Source organism: Variovorax dokdonensis (genome assembly GCF_030316895.1).
Taxonomy (GTDB): domain Bacteria; phylum Pseudomonadota; class Gammaproteobacteria; order Burkholderiales; family Burkholderiaceae_C; genus Variovorax; species Variovorax dokdonensis.
Window position 1 is genome coordinate 823,098 of the sequence record NZ_JASZYV010000003.1, and the last position, 22,585, is coordinate 845,682.

The window sequence follows — 22,585 nt, forward strand, 5'->3', positions numbered from 1 at the left end:
GCGAACCGTGGTGATGCCCAAGACGCTGCGCCTTGTCCTGCTTTCGTTGCGCGACCTGCTGGTATCGGCCGGCCCCGTATTGCTGCTGGTTTGCGGCTTGCTGGTGCTGGCCTACTGGTGGCTCGATCCGCAGCCGCCCACGAAAGTCACGTTGGCCACCGGACCGGCCGACAGCGCCTATGCCAACTTCGGCCATCGCTACGCGCAGGCTCTGGGGGCCAACGGCATCGAAGTCATCCAGAAGAGCACCGATGGCTCGCTCGACAACCTCGCGCTGCTGCGAAGCGGCGAGGCCGATGTGGCCTTCGTGCGCGGTGGCAGCGCCGATCCGCAGGCCGACGAGGAGGCCGGCCTGCTCTCGCTCGGTGCCCTGTTCTACGAGCCGCTGTGGATCTTCGTGCGCAAGGATGCCTTGAAGCGCGTCCTGCGAAAGGGCGAGGAGCCCGGCGCGCTCGCGCAGATCAAGGGCTTGCGCCTGAACGTCGACAAGCCCGGCAGCGGCGTGCCTGAAATCGTGGACCAGTTGCTGCGCGCCAACCAGCTCGACCCGTCGGCGATGACGCTGTCTCACCTGGAGCCGGCGCCAGCGGTCGAAGCCCTGCTCGGCGGCATGCTCGACGCCGTGGTGCTCGCATCGGCCCCGCAGTCCCGCCTGGTGCAGCAGTTGCTGCGCAGCACCGACGTCACGCTGATGGACATGCAGCAAGCCGAAGCCTACGTACGGCGCTTTGCCTATCTTTCGGCCGTGACCCTGCCGCGCGGCGTGGTCGATCTTGCAGCCGACCTGCCGCCGCACGACGTAACGCTGCTGGCCACCACCACGTCGCTGCTGTCACGCGAAAAGACCCATCCGGCCTTGCGCCAGTTGTTCGCCCAAAGCGCGCAGACCATCCACAGTGCCGGCGGCTGGTTCAACCGGGCGCGCGACTTTCCCAACACGCGCACCAGCGAACTGCCCGTCAGCCCCGAAGGTGATCGCGCCATCAACGGCACGCCGCCCTTCTGGCAACGCTACCTGCCCTTCTGGGCGAGCAATCTGTTCGAGCGCATGTGGCTGGTGATCGGCGGTTTGCTGGTGCTGATGCTGCCGCTGTCGCGCGTGGTGCCGCCGCTCTACCAGTTCCGGGTACGCTCGCGGGTGTTCCGCTGGTATGCACGACTGCGCGACATCGAGCAGCGTGCGGACGACGCCGCCGAGCCAGGCGCGCCACTGCTGGCCGAGCTGGATACGTTGGAGGAGCATGTGAACAAGGTCACCGTGCCACTGTCCTATGCCAACGAGCTCTACGAGCTGCGCGGGCACATCCACGCCGTGCGCCTGCGCTTGCGGGCGCGCACCACGCCCGGAACATGACCGAAGACGGAGCGCCTGCCGCCGGCCAAGGCGCCATGCCGGCTGCTGCGGCGGGCGACGTCCGGGCGGACGAGGCCATCCTGCTCAGCGAGGGCGAGCGAGAACGCATCTCGCGCGAACGAAGGCGCTTGCTGCGATTCCTGTTGCGGCTGGGCCATCTGCTGCTGGCCACCGGCTCGCCCGTGCGTCTGGTCGAGACCACGCTGCAGCGCGTGGCCTCTGTGCATCAGATCGCGCAGTTCAACGCGCTGGCCCTGCCGACCGTGCTCTTCGTCAACTTCGCCGAGGAAGACGACGTCCTGCAAATCGAATTCACCGCCGAGCAGGGACTGGTGCTGCGCTTCGACCAGATCGAGGCCACCTTCGAACTGGCCCGCGATGCCGAGCGCGCACCGCTGGACCCCACCGAGGGGTTGCGCCGCATCAACGCCATCCTCGCCATGCCGCCGCGCTATCGCTGGCAATGGGACCTGCTGGGCCACGTGCTGGCCACCGTGGGCATTGCGCTGGTGCTGCAGCCGTCGATCGACCTGGTGGGGGTCGTCGCTTTCTTCGGACTGCTGGTGGGCGGCCTGCGACTGGTGGCGCGCCAGCGCAGCATCCTGACCACCCTGCTGCCGACCTTCTCGGCCTTCGTGGTGGTGCTGGTGTCCCTGCTCGGGGCACAGCACGGGCTGCAGGCCAGCCCCACGTACGTCTTGATCGCGTCGCTGCTGACCTTTCTTCCCGGCGGCATGCTGGCCATCGCGACGGTCGAACTCGCCTACGGCGACATGGTTTCCGGCGCCACCCGATTCATTTCAGGGCTGCTGCAACTGGTGTTCCTCATCCTGGGCATGCTGGCCGCGGCTTCGCTGGTGGGCCTGCCCGCCAACGACCTGCTCAAGCCCGCGACGGACAGCTACGTCCGCGCCTGGGCGCCCTGGCTGGCCGCCGTGCTGTTCGGTGTCGGACATTGGCTGCACTACTCGGCCACGCCACGCGCCCTGCCCTGGATGGTGCTGGTGCTGCTGATCGCCCAGGCCGGGCAGATGCTGGGCAATGCCGTGTTCGGGGGCTACATGAGCGGCTTCATCGCCGCGGTGCTGATCACGCCCGCGTCGTACGCGGTGCAGTATCGACTCGGCGGGCCGCCGGCCACGGTCACTTTCACGCCCGCGTTGTGGATCCTGGTCCCAGGGTCGCTGGGGCTCATCGGCATGGCCGAACTGGCCAGCGACAACAAGCTGGCGGGGCTCGAGAACTTCGTGACGACGCTCTTTTCCATCGTCGCCATCGGCCTGGGCACCGTGGTGGGCACGGCCTTGTACAACCTGCTGTTCGACCCGGTGTTCGTGCGCGCCGGGAACATGGCCAACCTGATGCTGCGCTACCTGCGCCTTCGACGTTGACGGTCGCGCCGAAGGGTCTTTGTCCGGGCAGCGACAGACCTCACGCCGGGCGCACGGCACAATCGCCCGGCCGGCGCGCGTTCATGCATGCCGGCAAAAGCGTTCTCAGGGCGGGGTGAAATTCCCCACCGGCGGTAAAGGCAGGCGGCGAAAGTCGCAGCACGAGCCCGCGAGCGCCCGCACTTCGTCCCCAAAGGCTGCAGGTGCGGGGTCAGCAGACCCGGTTGGATTCCGGGGCCGACGGTCACAGTCCGGATGAAAGAGAGCGCGTAGCCGCCGCATGGCGTCGCACGTGGCCCCCTGGGGCATGCGCGCGTCTGCCGTGCGTTGGCTCCGTGCGCCCTGATTCAGGCCAACCTGCAATGCATTGAGGTGCACCATGAGTCAGATCAACGACCTTCCCCTTTCCGCCATTCCGGCTGCCAACGGCGGCCCCCAACGAATCGCCTTCGTCCAGGCGCTCTGGCATCGCGACATCGTCGACCAGGCGCGCGACGCATTCCTCGAAGAAATGCAGCGCCTGGGCGTCGATAGATCCCTGATCGACCTGATCGAAGTCCCCGGGGCATTCGAGATTCCGCTGCATGCCAAGCGCCTGGCGCGCTCGGGCCGCTACGCCGCCATCATCGGATGCGCGCTGGTGGTCGATGGCGGCATCTATCGCCATGAATTCGTCGCCAACACCGTCGTGTCCAGCCTCATGAGCCTGCAGCTTGAATGCGATGTTCCGATGCTGTCTGCCGTGCTCACGCCGCACCATTTCCACGAGCATGTGGAGCATCGCAAGTACTTCCATCGGCACTTTGCGATCAAGGGCACCGAAGTGGCGCAGGCCTGCGTGGGCACGCTGGCATCGCTGCGGCAGGTGGGCGAACTGGCCTCGGCCTGAGCACTGGCGTCGGCACTGACACGGCTTTGCCCGGGGGCGCCGGATGCGGTGGCATCATGGGCAGATGCCAGACACCCAAACGCAGCGCGACCCGCAGGCCATCCTCGATTTCTGGCGCCAAGCCGGTCCGGAGAAATGGTTCCGCAAGGACGATGCCTTCGACGCCGATTTCAAGTCCCGCTTCGAGGCGGCCCACCATGCGGCCGCGCGGGGCGAACTCGACGCGTGGATGAACGAGCCAAATGGCGCGTTGGCGCTGGTGCTGCTTCTGGATCAATTGCCCCGCAACGCATGGCGCGGCAGCGGCCACATGTTCGCCACGGATGGCAAGGCGCGCCAGGTGGCGCGTCATGCGGTGGAATCAGGATTGGACAGACAGATCGAGGACGTGCAACTGCGCGCCTTCTTCTACCTGCCCTTCATGCATTCGGAAGAACTGTCGGATCTGGATCGTTGCGTGGCGCTGTGCGGAACGATTCCCACCGACAACCTGAAATTCGCCGAGCACCACCGGGACATCATTCGGCGTTTCGGTCGCTTTCCGCATCGCAATGCGGCATTGGGGCGCGAGAGTACGCCGGAAGAACAGCGCTTTCTGGCCGAGGGCGGCTTTTCAGGCTGAGGCGCAAGCGCCTCATGCCGCTCGAGATCGATCAGGCGTAGGCGCGCATCGAAGCCAGGGCTCGCAGACGTTCCATCTGGCGGGCCTCTTCAGCTTCACGCAGGCTGCGAGCAGCGCGCGCCGCCACATAGGTGACGTAGAGATTCTCGATCTGCCGCGTCCATGCTTCTTGCGCGGCACCGTCGCCGGGATGTGCCGGAACGGTGTAGCCGGCCTTCGTCAGGATCTTGGATTTTTGCAGTGTGTCGAGCATCTTTGCCCCCTACGGAAAACGTTGGAGACAAGATTAGCCACATCGTCTGCAGGTATCCATCAGCTAAAAAGCGTATGCGCTTGTAAGACGCTGCCCACTATTCCCGCTTTGGGCGGAAATGTTGATCAAAGGTCAAACGGCTGGCTGATCGCCTCGGGCAAAAAGGCACTGCCAATCGCACGCCTCAGGCACTCACCAACGTCGTGCGCCGCGCCTTCTGCACATTGAAGGCGCCGGCAATCAGCGCCGCCTGCACCACGGCCAGGCCGAGGATGACGCTGCGGAACTGTCCGTGGTCCATCAGCGTGCCGAAGATCAGCGGCGCCAGGGCCTGCCCAATGTCCAGTCCGGCATACACCACGCCATAAACGCGGCCCGATGCATTGGCAGGCGTCGCCCGCTTGACGATCAGGTCGCGTGAAGGGCCGGCCAGACCGCTGGCGAACCCCATGGCGCCGAACAGCACCGGCACCAGCCCTGCTCTGAAATCGCCGAAGGCAAGCACCAGCGCCATCAGCGCGGCCAGGCCGAATCCGATCGCCACGATCCGCTCGCAGCGCGAAGCATCGGCGACCAGGAAGCCGCCGACCAGCATGCCGCCTGCGCTGGCCACCATGTAGGCTGTCAGGCATACCGCGATCAGTGCCACCGGCACGTCGTGCAGGTGCGAAGCCGCCGTCGGAGCGAAAGTCTGCACCACGCTGATGACCACCGCATAGAGGAAAAAGAACCCGAAGCACATCCACACGGCGGGAATGCGAAGGAAGTCGAGTTCGCCACCGGCATGCGAGCCGCCGGTGGCCTTGCGCACGTCCTTGACGTCCAACTCGAGCACGTGGCGCCAGAGCCAAAGCACGAGCATCACGGCCAGCGCCACGGCACCCGCCGCCGCGATGGCAACGCGCCAGGAAAAAGCCAGCGCCAAGGGAACCACGAAAGCCGGCGCCAGAGCCCAACCCAGACTACCGGTGATGCCGTGCACGCTGTAGGCGTGCCCCAGGCGGGTCGGCGCCACCTTGCGGTTGAAGAGCGTGTAGTCCACCGGATGGAACACGCCGTTGCCAATGCCGGCCAGCGTCGCTCCGAGGAAGAGCATCCAGTAGCCCTGCGCGCTGGCATAGACAAAGCCGGACAGCCCCAGCAGCGCCAGGCCGCCGAAGAGCACAGGCCGCGGTCCCATGCGATCCACCAGGAAGCCCGACGCGGCCTGCACCACGCACGAGACCACGAAGAACACCGTCAGCACCGCGCCCAACTGGGTATAGCTCAGGCCGAAGTCGTCCTTGATCCAGGGAAAGAGCGGCGCCAGCACGAGCTGGCTGAAATGGCTGATGGCGTGGGCAAGGCCCACCAGTCCGATCAGCTGTGCATCTGCGCCGACGGTGCGTTGCGAAGATGCGGAGGCAGGGGCGGTCATGGCGTTCTTGGAGTGGTTCTTTTTTGAAGGAATGTTGATCCTATCTGCGGACTTCGCGTCAGAATGGCGATACCGCGACAAGATTTGTCGAAACCATGACAAACACTGAAACGCCCCCGCACCGCCGGCCGCGGCCGCCGTCCAGGCAGCCGCTCACGCCGGTGAACAGCGTCAGTTCGCTCACGCCGCATCTGTTTGCGCCCGATGCCGTGCGACCGCTCCGGGCCAAGGAGCACTTCCTCAAGGCGGACACGCTGGTGGAACTGCACACGCATCCGTGGCCGCAGCTGACGTTCTCCACCCGGGGCGTGATCCGCCTTTCGACCGAAGACGGCAGCTACATCGTGCCGCCCTCACGCGCGCTGTGGGTACCGGCCAACATGCCGCACAGCATCACCCTGATCGAAGACGCCGAACTGCGCACCGTGTACGTCCATGCCTGGATGGCGCCGGCCTGGGAGAAATGCGAAGTGCTGGAGATCAGCCCCCTGCTGCGCGCACTCATGCTCGCGCTGGACACCACCGCCGACGGCCAAGGGCCCGTCGACTCGCATGCTGCGCAGCGCGAGCGCTGGATCGCGCCGCTGCTCATCGACGAGGTCGAGCGCGCCACGCAGATCCGCATCGACGTGCCCCTGCCGTCGGACAAGCGGCTGCGCCAGTTGTGCGAAGCGGTGCTGCGCGCGCCCGACAACCGCGCCACGCTGGCCGAACGCGCCCAGGAGATCGGCGCCAGCGAGCGGACCGTGGCGCGCCTGTTTCGCAACCAGATGGGCATGAGCTGGCAGCAATGGCGCCAGCAGGCCGTGCTGGCCCATGCGCTGCCCCTGCTGGCGCGCGGCATGCCCGTCAGCCAGGTCGCGGCCGCCAGCGGCTACGCCACCGACAGCGCCTTCTGCGCCATGTTCAAGGCCGCTACGGGACAATCACCCACTTCCTTCCAACACAAGCGAAAGTCCGCCACCGCCGCCACATGACCGCCCGCCAGCTCGACGACAACAACAAGATGAGACAACGCCTGCAACGCTGGCTCCCTTTCCTTTCCTGGCCGCGGCCCGATCGCGCGCTGCTGATCAACGAGGCGTCCGCCGGCGTGACCGTGGCGCTGATGGTGATCCCCCAGGGCGTGGCCTATGCGGCGCTGGCGGGCATGCCCCTCGTCACCGGCATCTACGCCGCGCTGTTTCCGGCGTTGATCGCCGTGCTGTTCAGTTCCTCGGCGCGGCTTTCGGTGGGTCCGACGGCATTGACCAGCCTGCTGGTGGGCGCCTCGCTTGCGCCCCTGGCACGGCCCGGCAGCGACGAATGGGTGGCCTTGGCCGTCTGGCTCACGCTCTTGTCTGGCGCGATGCAGATTCTGCTGGGAGCGGTGCGCTTCGGCTGGCTGCTGCGCCTGGTCAATTCGCCGGTGCTGATGGGCTTCACCCAGGGCGCGGCGGTGCTGATCACGCTGTCGCAATTGCCGGCGCTGCTCGGCTTCATGGGGCGCAGCTACGGTTCGCTGCTCAATGGGCCGCCACCGGACCTGTTGGCCATCGGCTTCGGACTGGGCGGCATGGCCATGTTGTGGCTGGGCAAGAAGTGGCTGCCCAAGTTTCCGACCACCATGGCGCTCATGGTGGTGGCCGGCGGACTCAGCTATCTGCTGGACTACGCACTGCGCGGCGGCGCAGTGATCGGCGCACTGCCCTCGGGCCTGCCTTCTCTGTACCTGCCGCACCTGGTCACGGGCAATGAATTCGCCAGCCTGCTGCTGCCGGCCTTCCTGATCACGCTGGTGAGCTTTCTGGAAACCGCCTCCAGCGCCAAGGTGGACAACGCGCGGGCCGGCACGCTCTGGAACGAAAACCAGGACCTGATCGGCCAGGGGCTGGGCAAGATCGCCTCGGGCCTGACCGGCTCGTTTCCCACCAGTTCGTCGTTCTCGCGCTCGGCCATCACGCTCTACGCGGGCGCCAAGTCGCAGTGGTCGACGCTGTTCTCGGTGCTGGTGGTCGCGGCGGCGCTGCTGTGGGCCATGCCCCTGCTCTACGGCGTGCCGCAGGCGGTCCTGGCCTCGGTGGTGGTCACGGCCACGCTGGGGCTCATCAAGCCGCGCGCGTTCGTGGCGCTTTGGCGCATCTCGCGCATCGAGGCAGCCATCTCGGCGGGCACCTTTGCGCTGACCATCGCCACCGCACCTTCGATCTACTGGGGCGTGCTGGGCGGCCTGCTGGCCTCGCTGGCGCACTACATGTACCGGCACCTGCACCCGCGCATCATCGAAGTCGGACTGCACCCTGACGGCAGCCTGCGGGACCGCCACCTGTGGCAGTTGCCGCCACTGTCGCCGCAGGTGTATGCGCTGCGTATGGATGCCGATCTGGACTTCGCCACCGCCAACCCGCTGGAGCGCAACATCAACGAAGTGCTTGCGCAACGGCCTGAACTGCGGGACGTCTGCCTGTTCGCGCAACCCGTCAGCCGCGTGGACCTGACCGGCGTCGAAGTGCTGGGCAGCATCCGCCGGTTGCTGGAGTCCAAAGGCGTGCGCCTTCACCTGAGCGGACTGAAGCTGCCGGCGCAGCAGATCCTGGAGCGGGCCGACCTGCTGGCTCCCGGCCCTCTGCTGGCCTGCTACCGCACCGATGCCGAAGCACTGGCTGCACTCAAGGCCATGGCAGAGCTGGACCAGGCGGGCAACCCCAAACCGAAGGAATAGGCCGCGCCGTTTCGCCAGCGCACCGTCACGCTCAATCGAGCGGCCGGGCGCGCAGGCGTTTGACGTCCGAGCGCTCGCGCTTCGCGTCCAGGCGGCGCCGCCGCGAAGCCATCGTGGGCTGCGTGGCTCGTCGCACGCGCGGCGCGACAGCGGCTGCATCGATGATGGCCTGCAGGCGCGCCAGCGCGTCGGCGCGGTTCATGTCCTGACTGCGGTACTGCTGGGCCTTGAGCACCAGCACGCCTTCGTCGGTCAGGCGGCTGTCGCGGCTGGCCAGCAGCCGCGCCTTGACGGCATCCGGCAGCGACGACGCCGGCACATCGAAGCGCAGATGCACCGCGCTCGACACCTTGTTGACGTTCTGCCCGCCCGCACCCTGGGCCCGGATGGCGGTCAGCACCACCTCTTCGGACAGGAACGTGATGCGCGGGCGCGGATGCATCGTGCCGGATCGACTTCAGACGCGTTCGAAGATCGCCGCGATGCCCTGGCCGCCGCCGATGCACATCGTGACCAGCGCATAGCGACCCTGCACGCGCTGCAGTTCGGCCAAGGCCTTGACCGTGATGATCGCGCCGGTCGCGCCCACCGGATGGCCCAGCGAAATGCCCGAGCCGTTGGGGTTCACCTTGGCGGGATCGAAGCCGAGCTCCTTGATCACCGCGCAGGCCTGTGCGGCAAAGGCTTCGTTGGATTCGATCACGTCCAGGTCGCTGACCTTCAGGCCGGTGCGTTCCAGCACCTTGCGGGTGGCGGGGACCGGGCCGATGCCCATGTAGGCCGGCTCCACGCCCGCGTGCGCATAGCCCACCAGTCGGGCGATCGGCTTCAGTCCCAGCGCCTTGGCGCGCTGCCCTTCCGCCAGCACCACGGCACCAGCGCCGTCGTTGATGCCGGAGGCATTGCCCGCCGTCACCATGCCGTCCTTCTTGAAGGCGGGGCGCATGGCGGCGAGGGTCTCGAGACTGGTGTCGGCGCGCACATGTTCGTCGGTGTCGAAAAGCACCACGCCCTTGCGCGTCTTGACCTCCACCGGAACGATCTGCTCCTTGAACCGGCCGGCGGCGATGGCCGCGGCGGCGCGCTGCTGGCTCGTCACCGCCAACTGGTCCTGCTGCTCGCGCGAGATGCCGTAGCGGGCCGCGACGTTCTCGGCCGTGATGCCCATGTGCATCTTCTCCCACGGGTCATGCAGGATGCCGAGCATGTAGTCGATCAGTAGCGCATCACCCATGCGCGCGCCGAAGCGGGCGGCGGTGTCGAAATAGGGGCCGCGGCTCATCGACTCGGAGCCGGCGCCGATGGCGATATCGCAATCGCCCAGGGCCACCGCCTGCGCGGCCGAGACGATGGCCTGCAGGCCGGAGCCGCAAAGGCGGTTGACGTTGAAGGCCGGTGTCTCGATCGGGCAGCCGGCATCGACTGCGGCCACGCGGCTGAGATACGCATCGCGCGTGTCGGTGGGAATCACGTTGCCCATCACCAGATGGCCCACCTCCTTGGCGTCGACGCCGCTGCGGCTGATGGCGGCCTTGACGGCCGTGGTGGCCAGCTGGGTGTTGGGCACGTCCTTGAGCGATCCGCCGAAGGTGCCGATGGCGGTGCGGGCGGTGCCGACGACGAAGATGTCTCTCTGTGTCATGGGTGGGATTCCTTCAGTATGGACTTGGCGAATGATGACGAACCGTGCAACGCCAGGAGCGGCTCCGGCCCGGTTGAAGACCGCTTCGGCCCGCCGCGCCGTCAGCCAGGGCGACCGGCTGTTTTTGCCCGAGGCGCCAGCGGGAAACAGGAGCAGGCATTCTAGAGAACGCGCTCTGCCACGGCGCGGCGGGCGTCGGCGGCCCGCTTCTAGTTTCCGCCAAGCCCCAGCGCCTTGAGCCGTCGATAGAAGGTGCGTTCGCTCAACCCCGCCATGGCGGCCATCTCCTTGCGGCTCAGGCGACCGTCGGCAACCAGGCGGCGAATGGCTTCGTCGGACTGCGCTGCCGCCGACATGTCGGCGCGAGACACGGCACTTGGCTGCGTGTGCGGACCATGCGGTGCACGCAGCCATTCGGGCAGGTGTTCGGCACGAACCACACCATCGTCGGCAAACAGGCGCGCCCGCTCCAGGACGTTGCGCAGTTCCCGGATGTTGCCGGGCCAATCGTGAGCCTGCAGCAGCGCCATTGCCGCCGGCTGAACGACCACCCTTTGGCCCGACCTGCTGCCGCGCTGCAGGAAGGAATCGACCAGGAGCGGAATGTCCGAACGACGTTCGCGCAGCGGCGGCAGGACGATGGGGAATGCGGCGATGCGGTAGTAGAGGTCTTGGCGAAACGCGCCTTCGGCCATCATCTGCTGCAGGGGCTTGTGCGTGGCGGCCACCAACCTGAAGTCGGCCTGCTGGGTCTCGGTGGCGCCAACGCGCCGGAAGGTGCCGGACTCGATCAATCGCAGCAGCTTGACCTGCATGGCCAGTGGCACATCACCGATCTCGTCGAGGAACAGGGTGCCGCCGGCAGCCGTCTCGATCAGACCCTTCTTGCGGTTCTGCGCGCCCGTGAAGGCGCCCTTCTCGTGGCCGAACAGCTCGCTTTCGAACAAGGTCTCGGGCAGGCCGGAACAGTCGACGACCACGAAGGGTCCGCGATGCCGCTCGCTGGCCTCGTGGACCGCGCGCGCGAACAGTTCCTTCCCCGTGCCTGATTCGCCCAGCAGCAGCACCGGCAGGTTGGACCGGGACACCCGCTGCACCGCTTCCAGCGCCGCATTGAAGGCGGCCGAGCTGCCCACCAGCCCTTCCTTGCTGGGCCGGGCGGAGGCGTGGCGGACCGTCGTCAGCCGTTCCACGTAGGCGACCACACGGCGCTCGCCGTCGAGGATGGGGCGCAACTCCACATCCACATGCTCGGGCCCTCGCGGCGTGTGATGGATGTGCAGCACGCGGTCCGGCCCCTTGAGTTCGAACGCGTGCTTCATCGGACAGTGCTCTCCTGCCTGGTCGCACGGCACGTCGTAGTGGTGGGAGATCCGATAGCACTTGTGCCCGATGTAGGGGCGATCCGCCGTGCCGAACTGACGCTCGTAGGCCGTATTGGCCGCCAGGATGTTGTAGTCGGGGTCCAGGACGATCATGGGCTGGGCCTCGTGCTCCAGGTACGAGATCAGCGACTGGACCTGGGGCGGGTGGTTCGTTTCGCTGGCGGCGAGCGTCGGGGTTGGTGTCATGAGGTCGATCCTTTTCGCGTCGACTGCCATTTTCTGCCAATGGCAGCGCTTTGGCAGATCTTTGGCATTCGAACGGCAGTCGAGCGACGCTGGACTGCATGCCGACCAGGCGAGCCATCTCGACAATCTTCTTTGGCATCAACAACTTGCATTCTTTTGGGAGGAAGTGCAAGCGCTGGCACGGCTTTTGATCTATCAGTAGCGCAAAGCCATCGCCACTGCCATCTGGCGGCGATCGCTTCAACCGCCACCTGGAGATCGTCATGAAGCTGAACGAAGGAACCCTCGACCGTGCCCTGCGTGTCGTTGTCGGCCTGACCCTGATCGGACTCACCGTCGCCGGAACGGTGGGCGTCTGGGGGTGGATCGGTGTCGTGCTGCTGCTGACGGGCCTGGTGGGCATCTGCCCGCTGTACTCGCTGCTGGGCATCAACACCTGCCCGCGCTGAGCGGACTGCTCACCGGAGAACCACGTGCACCCACCCTCCACGATGCAGATCGAACCCTTCTTCGACGCCGCCACCTGGACCATCAGCTACCTGGTGCTGGACCGCGCCAGCCTGCAATGCGCCATCGTCGACAGCGTGCTCGACTACGACCCCAAGTCCGGCCGCACCGCGACCACCAGCGCCGACCGGCTGATCGCGCGTGTGCACCAGCTGGGCGCCGAAGTGCAATGGATTCTCGAAACCCACGTGCATGCCGACCACCTCTCGGCCGCGCCCTATCTGCGCAAGGCACTGGGGGGCAAGCTGGGCATCGGCGCGCAGATCACCACGGTGCAGAAGGTCTTCGGCAGCTTGTTCAACGCGGGGCCGGAATTCGCGCGCGACGGCGCCCAATTCGATCACCTGTTCCAAGACGGCGAAATTTTCTCCATCGGCGGCCTGCAGGCGCGCGCGATGCACACGCCGGGCCACACGCCGGCCTGCATGACGTACGTGGTGAGTTCCGGCGAAGGGGTCGATGCCGATATGGCCGCTTTTGTCGGCGACACCCTGTTCATGCCCGACTACGGAACGGCACGCTGCGACTTTCCGGGCGGCGATGCCCGCACGCTGTACCGATCCATCAGCAAGGTGCTGAGCCTGCCCTTGCACACACGCCTGTACATGTGCCACGACTACCAGCCGGGCGGTCGCGAGGTCCAGTTCAGCAGCACGGTGGCAGAAGAGCGCGCGCACAACATCCACGTCCGCGACGGCATCAGCGAAGACGCCTTCGTGACCATGCGCCAGGGACGCGACGCGACGCTCGATATGCCGACGCTGATCCTGCCTTCGGTGCAAGTGAACATGCGCGCCGGCGAACTCCCGCCCGCCGAGGACAACGGCATGCGCTATCTGAAGATCCCGTTGAACGCGCTCTAGCTTTCGGCCACGGCCCCGCGACATCCAGGAGACAACCATGGAATTCAAGACGCTGACGCCGGAGCTGTCGGTCTCCGCGCAGATCACCGCTGTCGATCTGCCAGCCATCGCCCAGGCCGGCTTTCGGGCGGTGGTCTGCAACCGTCCCGACGGAGAGGGCGGCGACCAGCCGGTGTTCGACGAACTGGCCCAGGCGGCGCTGGCCCTTGGACTGCAGACGCGCTATCTGCCCGCCGAATCCGGGAAGGTCAGCGATGAACAAGGCCGGCAGTTCGGCGAGTTGCTCGCGCAATTGCCCAAGCCGGTGCTGGCCTTCTGCCGCACCGGCATGCGCTCGACCACCATGTGGGCGCTGTCGCAATCGGGCACGCTGCCGCTGCCACAGATCATCGAGCGCTCGGCCGGCGCCGGGTTCGACCTCAAGGGCGTAGTGCGCCGACTGGTCAACGGCGGCAAGACGCCGGTCGAGGTGGCCGATGCCACGCACGAGGTCGTCATCGTCGGTGGCGGCGCCGCTGGCATCGCCGTCGCCGCGAGCCTGCTGGCTCGCCAGCCCGGCTTGGACATCGCCGTCATCGACCCGGCCGACATCCACTACTACCAGCCCGGCTGGACACTCGTCGGCGGCGGCGTCTTCGATGCGTCGACAACGGCCCGCACCATGGCGTCCGTGCTGCCGCGCGGCGTGCACTGGATCAAGTCGGCGGTGGCCGCTTTCGAACCCGAGCGCAATGCGGTCATCCTGGACGGCTGCCGCGTTGTCAAGTACAAGCAACTGGTCGTCTGCCCTGGACTCAAGCTCGACTGGCATGGCGTCGAGGGCCTGCCCGAAACCTTGGGCCGCAACGGCGTCACCTCCAACTACCGGTACGACCTGGCCCCCTACACCTGGAAGCTGGTGCAAGGCCTGCGTCATGGGCGCGCGGTGTTCACGCAGCCACCGATGCCCATCAAGTGCGCCGGTGCGCCGCAAAAGGCGATGTACCTCTCGGCCGATCAATGGCGCCGCGCCGGCGTGCTGCGCGACGTCGACATCCAGTTCTTCAACGCGGGCGCCGTTCTTTTCGGCGTGGCCGACTACGTGCCGGCGCTGATGCAGTACGTGCGCGACTACGGCATCCATCTGAATTTCAACCAGACGCTGGTGTCCATCGACGGCCCGGCTCGACGGGCCGTCTTTTGCCAAACCCTGCCCGACGGAAGCAAGAGCCTGTCGACCCGCGAGTTCGACATGATCCACGTCGTGCCTCCCCAGAAGGCGCCCGACTTCATTCGGGTGAGTCCGCTCAGCGATGCCGCTGGATGGATCGACGTCGATGCCGCGACGCTGCGCCACAAGCACTTCGACAACATCTTCGCGCTGGGCGATGCAGCCAACACCGCAAATGCCAAGACCGCCGCCGCGGCGCGAAAGCAGGCGCCGGTCGTGGCGTACAACGTGCTGTCAACGCGAGGCCAGGCAAAGGGCGAAGCGCGGTACGACGGCTATGGCTCCTGCCCACTGACGGTCGAGCGCGGCAAGATCGTGCTGGCCGAGTTCGGCTACGGAGGCAAGCTCGCGCCGAGCTTTCCGAGCTGGCTGATCGACGGCACCCGACCCTCGCGCCTGGCCTGGTATCTGAAGGAGCGCATCCTGCCGCCACTGTATTGGCAAGGCATGCTCAAGGGCCGCGAATGGCTGGCCCATCCCGAGATGGTGGGTTGAACTCATGGCCCTTTTCGACACGTACGGACTGAGCCTCCTGATGGGTGCGGCGGTCGGGTTCGTGTTGGCACTCACCGGGGCTGGCGGCGGCATCCTGGCCGTGCCGCTGCTGGTGTTCGGACTGCACTTGCAGATGGCCGATGCGGCGCCGATCGGCTTGCTCGCAGTCGGCTTGGCCGCTGCCATCGGCGCCCTGTTGGGATTGCGCGATGGCATCGTGAGATACCGGGCGGCCTTGCTGATCGGGACGACAGGCATGCTGCTCGCTCCACTCGGCGTGCGGCTCGGGCGCTCGCTGCCCAATGCGCCGCTGATGGCGGCATTCGCGCTGGTGCTGGCCTGGGTCGCCTGGCGCAGCTTTCACCAGAGCGGCAAGGCTGCGTGCGCGTCGCCGACCGGCCAACCCCATCTGTGCGCCATGAACGCGGCGACAGGTCGCTTGACGCTTCGCGCGCCGTGTGTGCTGGCGCTGGCAGGCACGGGGGCACTTTCAGGCTTGCTGAGCGGGCTGCTTGGGGTGGGCGGCGGCTTTGTCATCGTGCCCATGTTGTCCCGCATCAGCGATGTGACGATGCGCGGCATCGTCGCCACGTCGCTGGCTGTCATCGCATTGGTGTCGGTGGGCGGGGTGGCGGGAGCCGCGACGCAGGGCGGCATGGCCTGGTCGGTAGCATTGCCGTTCGCGGCCGGAGCCGTGCTTGCATTGCTCGCCGGACGACGGGTCAGCGCACGTCTGGCCGGGCCGCGCCTGCAGCAGGCCTTTGGGGCAGTCGCCGGCGGCGTGGCCCTGCTTCTTCTGCTGCGCGCGGTGCGGATGCTGGCCGGCGGTTGATCTGCGAACTCGCTCGATGCAGGCACATCCGCACCTGCTGACGAGAGACTCCAGGACTAGTCTGAAGACGGCCCGGCAGGCCGTGCGCGCACGTCGGTCACGTCCTGAGCGCCGCCGCCCAGGTTCAACGGGCTGCGCGTCGATTCACCGCGCGCACGGGCGTTCATCACGTCCGCGGCAGTCGGCTCCTGCGCGCGACGGGTCGCAGCGCGGTAGGCCTCGAAGCCAGAACCCGGGTTGAAGCGCATGACCCAAGGAGTGACCGGCTTGCCCGTCAACCGCGCCCACGCGTAACGCAGGCCCCAGGCCGCCGCCAGAATCAGGACCGCGACGGCGAGGCTGGCGGCGAACACCAGCCCCAGCATGAACAGGACAAGTCTTAGTACGAAATTGAGCATCTGGTCTTAGGCCACGCGCGCGTCCGCAGGTTCCCCGGCCCGGGTAAAACCGAACTGGCCAGGGTTGTGAATCGGGTCGGTATCGACGCGAATCGTGTCCTTCGGTCCGAAGGTACCGTCCAGCAGCAGCTTCGACAAGGGATTCTCGATCCGATGCTGGATGGCCCGCTTGAGCGGACGCGCCCCGAACGTCGGATCGAAGCCCACCTTGGCAATCTCCGCAAGCGCAGCCGGCGTGACGTCGAGCCCCAGTTCGAGCTTGGCCAGGCGCTGACGCAGCACCTTGAGCTGGATCTCGGCAATCGCCTCGATGTTCTTCGCGTCGAGCGCATGGAAGACCACCGTCTCGTCGATGCGGTTGAGGAATTCGGGCCTGAAGTGATTCTTCAGCTCGTCCCAGACCGCGTCCTTGATCTCTTCGGCCGGCCGTCCGACCATGGCCTGGATCAGCGGCGAGCCGATGTTGCTGGTCATCACGATCACCGAGTTCTTGAAGTCCACGGTGCGGCCCTGGCCGTCCGTCAGGCGGCCGTCGTCCAGCACTTGCAGCAGCACGTTGAACACGTCGGGGTGCGCCTTCTCGACTTCGTCGAGCAGCACCACGCTGTAGGGCTTGCGGCGCACTGCCTCGGTCAGGTAGCCGCCCTCTTCGTAACCCACGTAGCCGGGCGGCGCGCCGATCAGGCGGGCGACCGAGTGCTTCTCCATGAACTCGCTCATGTCGATGCGGATGAGGTGGTCCTCGCTGTCGAACAGGAAGCCTGCCAGTGTCTTGCACAGCTCGGTCTTGCCCACACCGGTGGGGCCGAGGAACAGGAAGGAGCCCGTCGGGCGGTTGGGATCGGAAAGGCCCGAGCGCGAGCGGCGGATGGCATTGGCCACCGCACCGATGGCCTCGTCCTGGCCCACCACGCGTTCATGCAGCTTGTCTTCCATCTGCAGGAGCTTTTCGCGCTCGCCCTGCATCAGCTTGGACACCGGGATGCCGGTGGCGCGTGCCACCACTTCGGCGATCTCTTCGGCACCGACCTGAGTGCGCAGCAGCCTCGGCGCGCCGGCGGTGCCGGTCTTGCGCTCTTCGCTGTCCAGCGCCTCCTTGAGGCGCTTTTCAAGCCCGGGCAGTTGCCCATATTGAAGCTCGGCGACCTTGTTGAAATCGCCCTTGCGGGTGAATTCCTCGATCTGGAACTTGAGCTTGTCGATCTCTTCGCGCACTTGCGCGCTGCCCTGTGCCTGGGCCTTCTCGGCCTGCCAGATTTCGTTGAGATCGGCGTATTCCTTCTGCAGCTGCGTGATCTGCTCTTCGAGCAAGGCCAGGCGACGCTGCGACGCCTCGTCCTTTTCCTTCTTGACCGCTTCGCGCTCAATCTGCAGCTGGATGATGCGGCGGTCGAGCCGGTCCATGACCTCGGGCTTGGAATCCATCTCGATCTTGATGCGGGCGGCCGCCTCGTCGATCAGGTCGATGGCCTTGTCGGGCAGGAAGCGGTCGGTGACGTAGCGGTCGGACAGCTCGGCCGCGGCCACGATGGCCGGGTCGGTGATCTCCACGCCGTGGTGCACTTCGTACTTCTCCTGCAACCCGCGCAGGATGGCGATGGTGGCCTCCACGCTCGGCTCGCCGACGAGGATCTTCTGGAAGCGGCGTTCCAGCGCGGCGTCCTTCTCGATGTACTTGCGATATTCGTCCAAGGTGGTGGCGCCCACGCAATGCAGCTCGCCGCGCGCCAGCGCCGGCTTGAGCATGTTGCCGGCATCCATCGCGCCTTCGGCCTTGCCGGCGCCCACCATCGTGTGCAGCTCGTCGATGAAGACGATGGTCTGGCCTTCTTCCTTGGCCAGTTCGTTGAGGACGTTCTTCAGGCGCTCCTCGAACTCGCCGCGGTACTTGGCGCCTGCCAGCAGGGCCGCCATGTCGAGCGACAGCACGCGCTTGCCCTTGAGCGAATCGGGCACTTCGCCGGCGACGATGCGCTGGGCCAGGCCCTCTACGATCGCGGTTTTGCCCACGCCGGGCTCGCCGATCAGCACCGGGTTGTTCTTGGTGCGACGCTGCAGCACCTGGATGGCGCGGCGAATCTCCTCGTCGCGGCCGATGACCGGGTCGAGCTTGCCGTTGCGAGCACGCTCGGTGAGATCGAGGCAGTACTTCTTGAGGGCCTCGCGCTTGCCTTCGGCATCGGCGCTGTTCACGCCCTCGCCGCCTCGCACGGCATCGATGGCCGCTTCGAGCGACTTGCGGGTGAGGCCGTTTTCCTTGGCGATCCTTCCAACGTCGGACTTGCTGTCGGCCACGGCCAGCAGGAAAAGTTCGCCTGCAATGAACTGGTCATTGCGCTTGATGGATTCCTTTTCGGTGGCCTGCAGCAGCTTGGCCAACTCGGGGCCGACCTGGACCACATCGTGGCCCTGGACCTGGGGCAGGTTCTTGATGGCTGCTTCGGCCGCCTTCGACAAGCCTTGCACATTGGCGCCAGCGCGCTCGAGCAGCGCGCGCGGGCCTTCGTCCTGGCGCAGCATGGCCAGAAGCAGGTGGGCAGGCTCGATGTAGGCGTTGTCATGGCCCAGGGCGAGCGACTGCGCGTCGGCCAGGGCTTCTTGGAACTTGGTGGTGAGTTTGTCTTGTCGCATGGGGTGAAAACCTCCGAAACTGTCAGGCATATAAGGTCGCCACCCTGCGATTCAAGCGGCGAATGGCAGATCCCGCCTCCGGCCGACCCACATTCTTTTCATGCCTGTACGGCAGGCGGGTACGCATCCTGCATCATCATGCGCACCCATCGAATACCGGAGTTGACGCTACATGTGCCCTGAAATCCCGAAGTCCGCAACCCTTTCTCGCCGCCGATTCACCGCCGGCGCTGCCGGCGCCGCCCTGCTCGGCGCCGCCGGCCTGGCCCAGGCTCAGTCCGGCAGCGCCATCCGCCTGCTGGTGGGGTTTCCCGCCGGCGCCGGCAGCGATGCCATCGCGCGCCTGCTGGCCGAGCATCTGAAGGACGAACTGAAGGCGCCCGTGGTGGTCGAGAACCGCGCCGGCGCCGGCGGGCAGATCGCCGCGCAGGCCCTCAAGGCCGCCGCGCCGGACGGCCGGACGCTGTTCCTGACGCACGACCACTCGATCTCGATCCTGCCGCAGGTGGTCAAGACCCCTGGCTTCGACCCAGCCGTCGACTTCACGCCCGTGGCGGGCTTCGCGACCTTCTCGAATGTGCTGGCCGTTTCGGGCGGCACCCCGGCCAAGTCGATCGACGAGTACGTGAACTGGGTGCGCAACCAGCGAGGCGGCAAGGAGACCATCGGCGTGCCCGCTCCTGGATCGATTCCCGAGTTCCTGGTCAAGCTGATGGCACAGAAGTACAAGCTCGACCTGCAGGCCGCGCCCTACCGCGGCAGCGCGCCCATGACGGCCGACATGCTGGGCAACCAGATCACCGCAGGCATCGCTTCGGTGCCCGATTTCATCGAATTGCAGAAGGCCGGCAAGGTGCGCATCGTGGCGGTGATCGGCGCCAAGCGCCAGCCGCTGCTGCCAGCGGTTCCGACCTTCAGCGAACTCGGCTTCGCCAATCTGGACGACTACCCGTACTACGGGATCTTCGCGCCGGTCGGCACGCCCCAGCCGGTGGTCGACCGCTTCGGCGCTGCGCTGCAGAAGGTGCTGGCGATGCCCGAAGTGAAAAGCAAACTCACGGCGCTGGGCCTGAACGTGGCTTACGAGCCTCAGGGCCAATTTGCCGGGCGGGTGCGGACCTACACGGCGACCTGGACCAACATCATCCGCGCCACCGGCTTCGTGCCGCAATGAAGCGCGGCGGGCGCTTCAGCTGTTGCTGCCCGCCTCGATCCCCCAACGCGCCAGCGCAGCGTCGTCGCTGGAGCGTGCGTCCACCCATCGGCCGCCTTCTGGCGTCTGCTCCTTCTTCCAGAACGGCGCCTGGGTCTTGAGGTAGTCCATCAGGAATTCGCAGGCCTGGAAACTCTGGCCACGGTGGGCGGAAGTGACCGCCACCATCATGATCTGATCGGCCGGCGCCAAAAGCCCAACGCGGTGGATGACACGCGCACCCAGGATGTCGAAGCGCCGGTGCGCCTCGTCGATCATGGCTTCGATGGCCTTCTCGGTCATGCCGGGGTAGTGCTCCAGTTCCATCGAGGCCACCTCGCTGCCGTCGTTGCGGTCGCGCACCGTGCCGATGAAGCTGCACACGGCGCCAACGCGGCCGTCATTGCCGCGCAAAGCGGCCACTTCGGCCTTGAGGTCGAAATCCTGGGTCTGGATGAAAACGCGCTGCTGGCTCATGAGCGGATTGTTGCACTTCGCATGGCAAGAGACCGCCGCGACAGTGCGCCGCCGCAAGCCCCTGGTAAGCCGCGCTCAGCCGCCCGTGACGGGCGGGAAGAACGCCACTTCGCAGCCGTCTCGCAGGACAGCGTCTTCGCCGCTCATTTCCTGATCGAGGGCCATGCGCACCGCGCGTCCTCTCGCAAGCACCTGGGCGTAGACGCCACCACGTGCGATCAATTCGTCGCGCAGCTGCGCCAGGGTGGTGGCGGACGTGCTCAGCGTCTCGGCGCCGGTGGCCAGTGCCTCGCGCACCGAGGCGAAGTAGCGCAAGTGAATCTGCATGGTCATGCCAGCAAGGCGGCGAAAGGGATGAACTGCACGTCGTCACCCACGCCGAAGGCATGGCCTGCCGGCGTGTCGATGACACCGTCCGCCCACACCGTCGAAGTGAGGACGCCCGAACTCTGGTTGGGAAAGAGATCGAGTCCGCCTTGATCGTTTCGGCGCGCACGCAGAAATTCGCGGCGGCGATCGGGACGAGGCCAATCGAAATTGGCGCGCATTGCGATCGTTGGCAGCGCCAGGTTGCTGGCGCCCTGCAGCTTGAGCAGGAATGGCCGCACCAGCAACAGGAAGGTCATGAAGCTGGACACCGGATTGCCCGGCAGGCCGGTGATATGGGCATTGCCAATCCGGCCATGCGCAAACGGCTTGCCCGGCTTCATGGCCACCGACCACAAGTCGAGCGAACCGAGCGCCTGAACGGCGGCGCGGATGTGGTCTTCTTCCCCTACCGACACGCCGCCCGTGGTGACGATGACGTCATTCGACTCGGCAGCACGGCGCAGGGCCTCGATGGTCGCTTCGCGTGTATCTGCCACGATGCCGAGGTCGTTCACCTCGCAGCCCAGACGACGCAAGAGCGCACGCATGAAGAAGCGGTTGGAGTTGTAGATGGCCCCAGGCTTCATGTCCTGCGGTGCGACTTCGCCCGGCATCGCCAATTCGTCACCGGTGGACAGCAGTGCCACGCGCGGGCGCCTGGAAACCTCCAGCGCATCCATGCCAACGCTGGCGGCCAGCCCCAGCGCCTGCGGGGTCAGTCGTTCGCCGCGCTTGAGCACGACATCGCCCAGCGCGACGTCTTCGCCGGCGCGGCGGATCCAGCGGCCAGGCGCTGGCGGCAGTTCGATGCGCACGCGGCCGAATGCCTCGCCGTCGGCATCGAGCGCCGTCGTGTCTTCCTGCATCACGATCGCGTCGGCGCCCTCGGGCACCTGCGCGCCGGTGAAGATGCGTGCCGCCGTGCCTGCCACCAACGCCGATCCCACCGTGCCAGCCGGAACGCGTTGCGACACCGGCAGGACGGTACCTGGCTTGACGCAATCGGCGACGCGGACCGCATAGCCGTCCATCGCGCTGTTGTCGGCAGGCGGCACGGTCAGGGGCGAGACCACGTCCTGCGCCAGCACACGTCCATCGGCCTCGAAGGTCGAGACCCTCTCGCTGCCCAAGCCCGCGCCGGCGCTTTCCAGCAGACGCGCGAGCGCCTCATCCAGCGACATCAGCGGCGGACGGGCGCGAGTGCCTGAAGGCCGGTCAGACATAGAGATCGGCGTTGTATTCGAACCGGTGCCCATTGCGAAGCAACCAGTCGACGATGCCGTCCACGTGGTTCAGATCGAGCAGCGGCAGGCCGGTGGCGTGAGGCAAGTGCTCAGGGGCGTCTGTGGCGATCGCACAGACGAAGTCATCTTCTGGATAAAGCACGGCACGCTGCTCTTCACCCGGGGGCGATGGGCGCCACACTTCGATCTTGTGCAAGTCGCAGTCCCGAAAGCCTTCCACCAAGACCCAGTCGACGCCCTCGTACAGCTCGGCGATGAGGTGATGAACGCTCAGTTGCGCGGGCTGCTCGAACTCGCGCATCAACACAAGGCGCTGGTCTGACGCGGCGACCACTTCGAAGGCTCCTGCCTGACGATGGCGCCAGGTGTCCTTGCCCGGATGGTCGACATCGAAGCGGTGATGCGCATGCTTGACCACCGACACGCGCTGCCCTTGCAGCTTGAGCGCGGGAATGAGCCGCTCCACCAGCGTGGTCTTGCCCGCACCGGAGTAGCCCGCAAAGGCGATCACGTTCATCGGAACTTGC

General features: G+C 66.5%; 22 protein-coding genes and 1 riboswitch. Of the genes, 11 read left to right on the forward strand and 11 right to left on the reverse strand.

The features are described from left to right. The first annotated feature begins 7 nt into the window (after window positions 1–7). From QTH91_RS17495 to QTH91_RS17510, 4 genes are all read left to right on the forward strand, one after another. Window positions 8–1,354: a TAXI family TRAP transporter solute-binding subunit gene (locus QTH91_RS17495; protein ID WP_286661373.1), complete on the forward strand. Its 1,347-nt coding sequence runs from the start codon at window positions 8–10 to the stop codon at window positions 1,352–1,354. Further along, on the forward strand, window positions 1,351–2,745 hold the full coding sequence (locus tag QTH91_RS17500; protein WP_286661374.1) for a threonine/serine exporter family protein: 1,395 nt from the start codon (window positions 1,351–1,353) through the stop codon (window positions 2,743–2,745). The genes QTH91_RS17495 and QTH91_RS17500 overlap by 4 nt, the downstream gene beginning before the upstream one ends. Before the next feature lie 97 nt (window positions 2,746–2,842). Next, window positions 2,843–3,016: riboswitch (FMN riboswitch) on the forward strand. A 108-nt stretch (window positions 3,017–3,124) separates the two neighbouring features. After that, the gene (locus QTH91_RS17505) at window positions 3,125–3,634 is read left to right on the forward strand and encodes a 6,7-dimethyl-8-ribityllumazine synthase (RefSeq protein ID WP_286661375.1); all 510 of its coding nucleotides are present in this window, start codon (window positions 3,125–3,127) and stop codon (window positions 3,632–3,634) included. 64 nt (window positions 3,635–3,698) lie between these two features. Next, window positions 3,699–4,256, forward strand: a complete 558-nt coding sequence (locus tag QTH91_RS17510; protein ID WP_286661376.1) for a DUF924 family protein — start codon at window positions 3,699–3,701, stop codon at window positions 4,254–4,256. Window positions 4,257–4,287: 31 nt separating this feature from the next. On the opposite strand, the gene QTH91_RS17515 is transcribed toward QTH91_RS17510, so the two are convergent. Next, window positions 4,288–4,509 carry a hypothetical protein gene (locus QTH91_RS17515; RefSeq protein ID WP_286661377.1) on the reverse strand — a complete coding sequence of 74 codons (222 nt, stop codon included), beginning with the start codon at window positions 4,507–4,509 and terminating at the stop codon, window positions 4,288–4,290. Between the two features lie 184 nt (window positions 4,510–4,693). Further along, window positions 4,694–5,926 carry an MFS transporter gene (locus QTH91_RS17520; protein ID WP_286661378.1) on the reverse strand — a complete coding sequence of 411 codons (1,233 nt, stop codon included), beginning with the start codon at window positions 5,924–5,926 and terminating at the stop codon, window positions 4,694–4,696. Window positions 5,927–6,021: 95 nt separating this feature from the next. Here QTH91_RS17520 and QTH91_RS17525 point away from each other — a divergent pair, with 95 nt between their 5' ends. Both QTH91_RS17525 and QTH91_RS17530 read left to right on the forward strand, forming a co-directional pair. Then, window positions 6,022–6,903: an AraC family transcriptional regulator gene (locus tag QTH91_RS17525; RefSeq protein WP_286661379.1), complete on the forward strand. Its 882-nt coding sequence runs from the start codon at window positions 6,022–6,024 to the stop codon at window positions 6,901–6,903. After that, on the forward strand, window positions 6,900–8,627 hold the full coding sequence (locus QTH91_RS17530) for a SulP family inorganic anion transporter (RefSeq protein ID WP_286661380.1): 1,728 nt from the start codon (window positions 6,900–6,902) through the stop codon (window positions 8,625–8,627). The genes QTH91_RS17525 and QTH91_RS17530 overlap by 4 nt, the downstream gene beginning before the upstream one ends. Window positions 8,628–8,658: 31 nt before the next feature. Here QTH91_RS17530 and arfB read toward each other — a convergent pair whose 3' ends face one another. The 3 genes from arfB to QTH91_RS17545 all read right to left on the reverse strand — a co-directional run bounded on the left by arfB (window position 8,659) and on the right by QTH91_RS17545 (window position 11,840). Further along, the gene (gene arfB, locus QTH91_RS17535) at window positions 8,659–9,069 is read right to left on the reverse strand and encodes an alternative ribosome rescue aminoacyl-tRNA hydrolase ArfB (RefSeq protein WP_286661381.1); all 411 of its coding nucleotides are present in this window, start codon (window positions 9,067–9,069) and stop codon (window positions 8,659–8,661) included. A gap of 15 nt (window positions 9,070–9,084) precedes the next feature. Beyond that, complete coding sequence (locus QTH91_RS17540) at window positions 9,085–10,269, reverse strand: acetyl-CoA C-acyltransferase family protein (protein ID WP_286661382.1); 1,185 nt, start codon at window positions 10,267–10,269, stop codon at window positions 9,085–9,087. Window positions 10,270–10,478: 209 nt separating this feature from the next. Next, complete coding sequence (locus tag QTH91_RS17545; RefSeq protein ID WP_286661383.1) at window positions 10,479–11,840, reverse strand: sigma-54 interaction domain-containing protein; 1,362 nt, start codon at window positions 11,838–11,840, stop codon at window positions 10,479–10,481. A 263-nt stretch (window positions 11,841–12,103) separates the two neighbouring features. Between QTH91_RS17545 and QTH91_RS17550 the strand changes: the two genes are divergently transcribed. From QTH91_RS17550 to QTH91_RS17565, 4 genes are read left to right on the forward strand one after another with little or no spacing between them, the layout of a single operon-like run. Then, window positions 12,104–12,289 carry a YgaP family membrane protein gene (locus tag QTH91_RS17550; protein ID WP_286661384.1) on the forward strand — a complete coding sequence of 62 codons (186 nt, stop codon included), beginning with the start codon at window positions 12,104–12,106 and terminating at the stop codon, window positions 12,287–12,289. A 42-nt stretch (window positions 12,290–12,331) separates the two neighbouring features. Continuing rightward, window positions 12,332–13,210: an MBL fold metallo-hydrolase gene (locus QTH91_RS17555; protein WP_286661613.1), complete on the forward strand. Its 879-nt coding sequence runs from the start codon at window positions 12,332–12,334 to the stop codon at window positions 13,208–13,210. 37 nt (window positions 13,211–13,247) lie between these two features. Next, window positions 13,248–14,915 (forward strand): bifunctional protein tyrosine phosphatase family protein/NAD(P)/FAD-dependent oxidoreductase, encoded by a 1,668-nt coding sequence (locus tag QTH91_RS17560; RefSeq protein ID WP_286661385.1) that lies wholly within the window; start codon window positions 13,248–13,250, stop codon window positions 14,913–14,915. Window positions 14,916–14,919: 4 nt separating this feature from the next. Continuing rightward, entirely contained in the window at window positions 14,920–15,747 is an 828-nt protein-coding gene (locus tag QTH91_RS17565) for a sulfite exporter TauE/SafE family protein (protein ID WP_286661386.1), read from the forward strand. A gap of 56 nt (window positions 15,748–15,803) precedes the next feature. Here the strand turns inward: QTH91_RS17565 and QTH91_RS17570 are convergent, their stop codons facing one another. Both QTH91_RS17570 and clpB read right to left on the reverse strand, forming a co-directional pair. Beyond that, the gene (locus QTH91_RS17570; protein WP_286661387.1) at window positions 15,804–16,145 is read right to left on the reverse strand and encodes a hypothetical protein; all 342 of its coding nucleotides are present in this window, start codon (window positions 16,143–16,145) and stop codon (window positions 15,804–15,806) included. Window positions 16,146–16,151: 6 nt separating this feature from the next. Next, on the reverse strand, window positions 16,152–18,776 hold the full coding sequence (gene clpB / locus QTH91_RS17575; RefSeq protein ID WP_286661388.1) for an ATP-dependent chaperone ClpB: 2,625 nt from the start codon (window positions 18,774–18,776) through the stop codon (window positions 16,152–16,154). A gap of 172 nt (window positions 18,777–18,948) precedes the next feature. Between clpB and QTH91_RS17580 the strand changes: the two genes are divergently transcribed. Continuing rightward, window positions 18,949–19,950, forward strand: a complete 1,002-nt coding sequence (locus QTH91_RS17580) for a Bug family tripartite tricarboxylate transporter substrate binding protein (RefSeq protein ID WP_286661389.1) — start codon at window positions 18,949–18,951, stop codon at window positions 19,948–19,950. Between the two features lie 15 nt (window positions 19,951–19,965). Here the strand turns inward: QTH91_RS17580 and QTH91_RS17585 are convergent, their stop codons facing one another. The 4 genes from QTH91_RS17585 to mobB form a co-directional block, all read right to left on the reverse strand. Further along, window positions 19,966–20,445 (reverse strand): molybdenum cofactor biosynthesis protein MoaE, encoded by a 480-nt coding sequence (locus tag QTH91_RS17585; protein WP_286661390.1) that lies wholly within the window; start codon window positions 20,443–20,445, stop codon window positions 19,966–19,968. A 75-nt stretch (window positions 20,446–20,520) separates the two neighbouring features. Next, complete coding sequence (gene moaD / locus QTH91_RS17590; protein ID WP_286661391.1) at window positions 20,521–20,772, reverse strand: molybdopterin converting factor subunit 1; 252 nt, start codon at window positions 20,770–20,772, stop codon at window positions 20,521–20,523. Between the two features lie 2 nt (window positions 20,773–20,774). Then, window positions 20,775–22,037 (reverse strand): molybdopterin molybdotransferase MoeA, encoded by a 1,263-nt coding sequence (locus QTH91_RS17595; protein WP_286661392.1) that lies wholly within the window; start codon window positions 22,035–22,037, stop codon window positions 20,775–20,777. Beyond that, complete coding sequence (mobB, locus tag QTH91_RS17600; RefSeq protein WP_286661393.1) at window positions 22,030–22,575, reverse strand: molybdopterin-guanine dinucleotide biosynthesis protein B; 546 nt, start codon at window positions 22,573–22,575, stop codon at window positions 22,030–22,032. The genes QTH91_RS17595 and mobB overlap by 8 nt, the downstream gene beginning before the upstream one ends. Window positions 22,576–22,585: the final 10 nt, after the last annotated feature.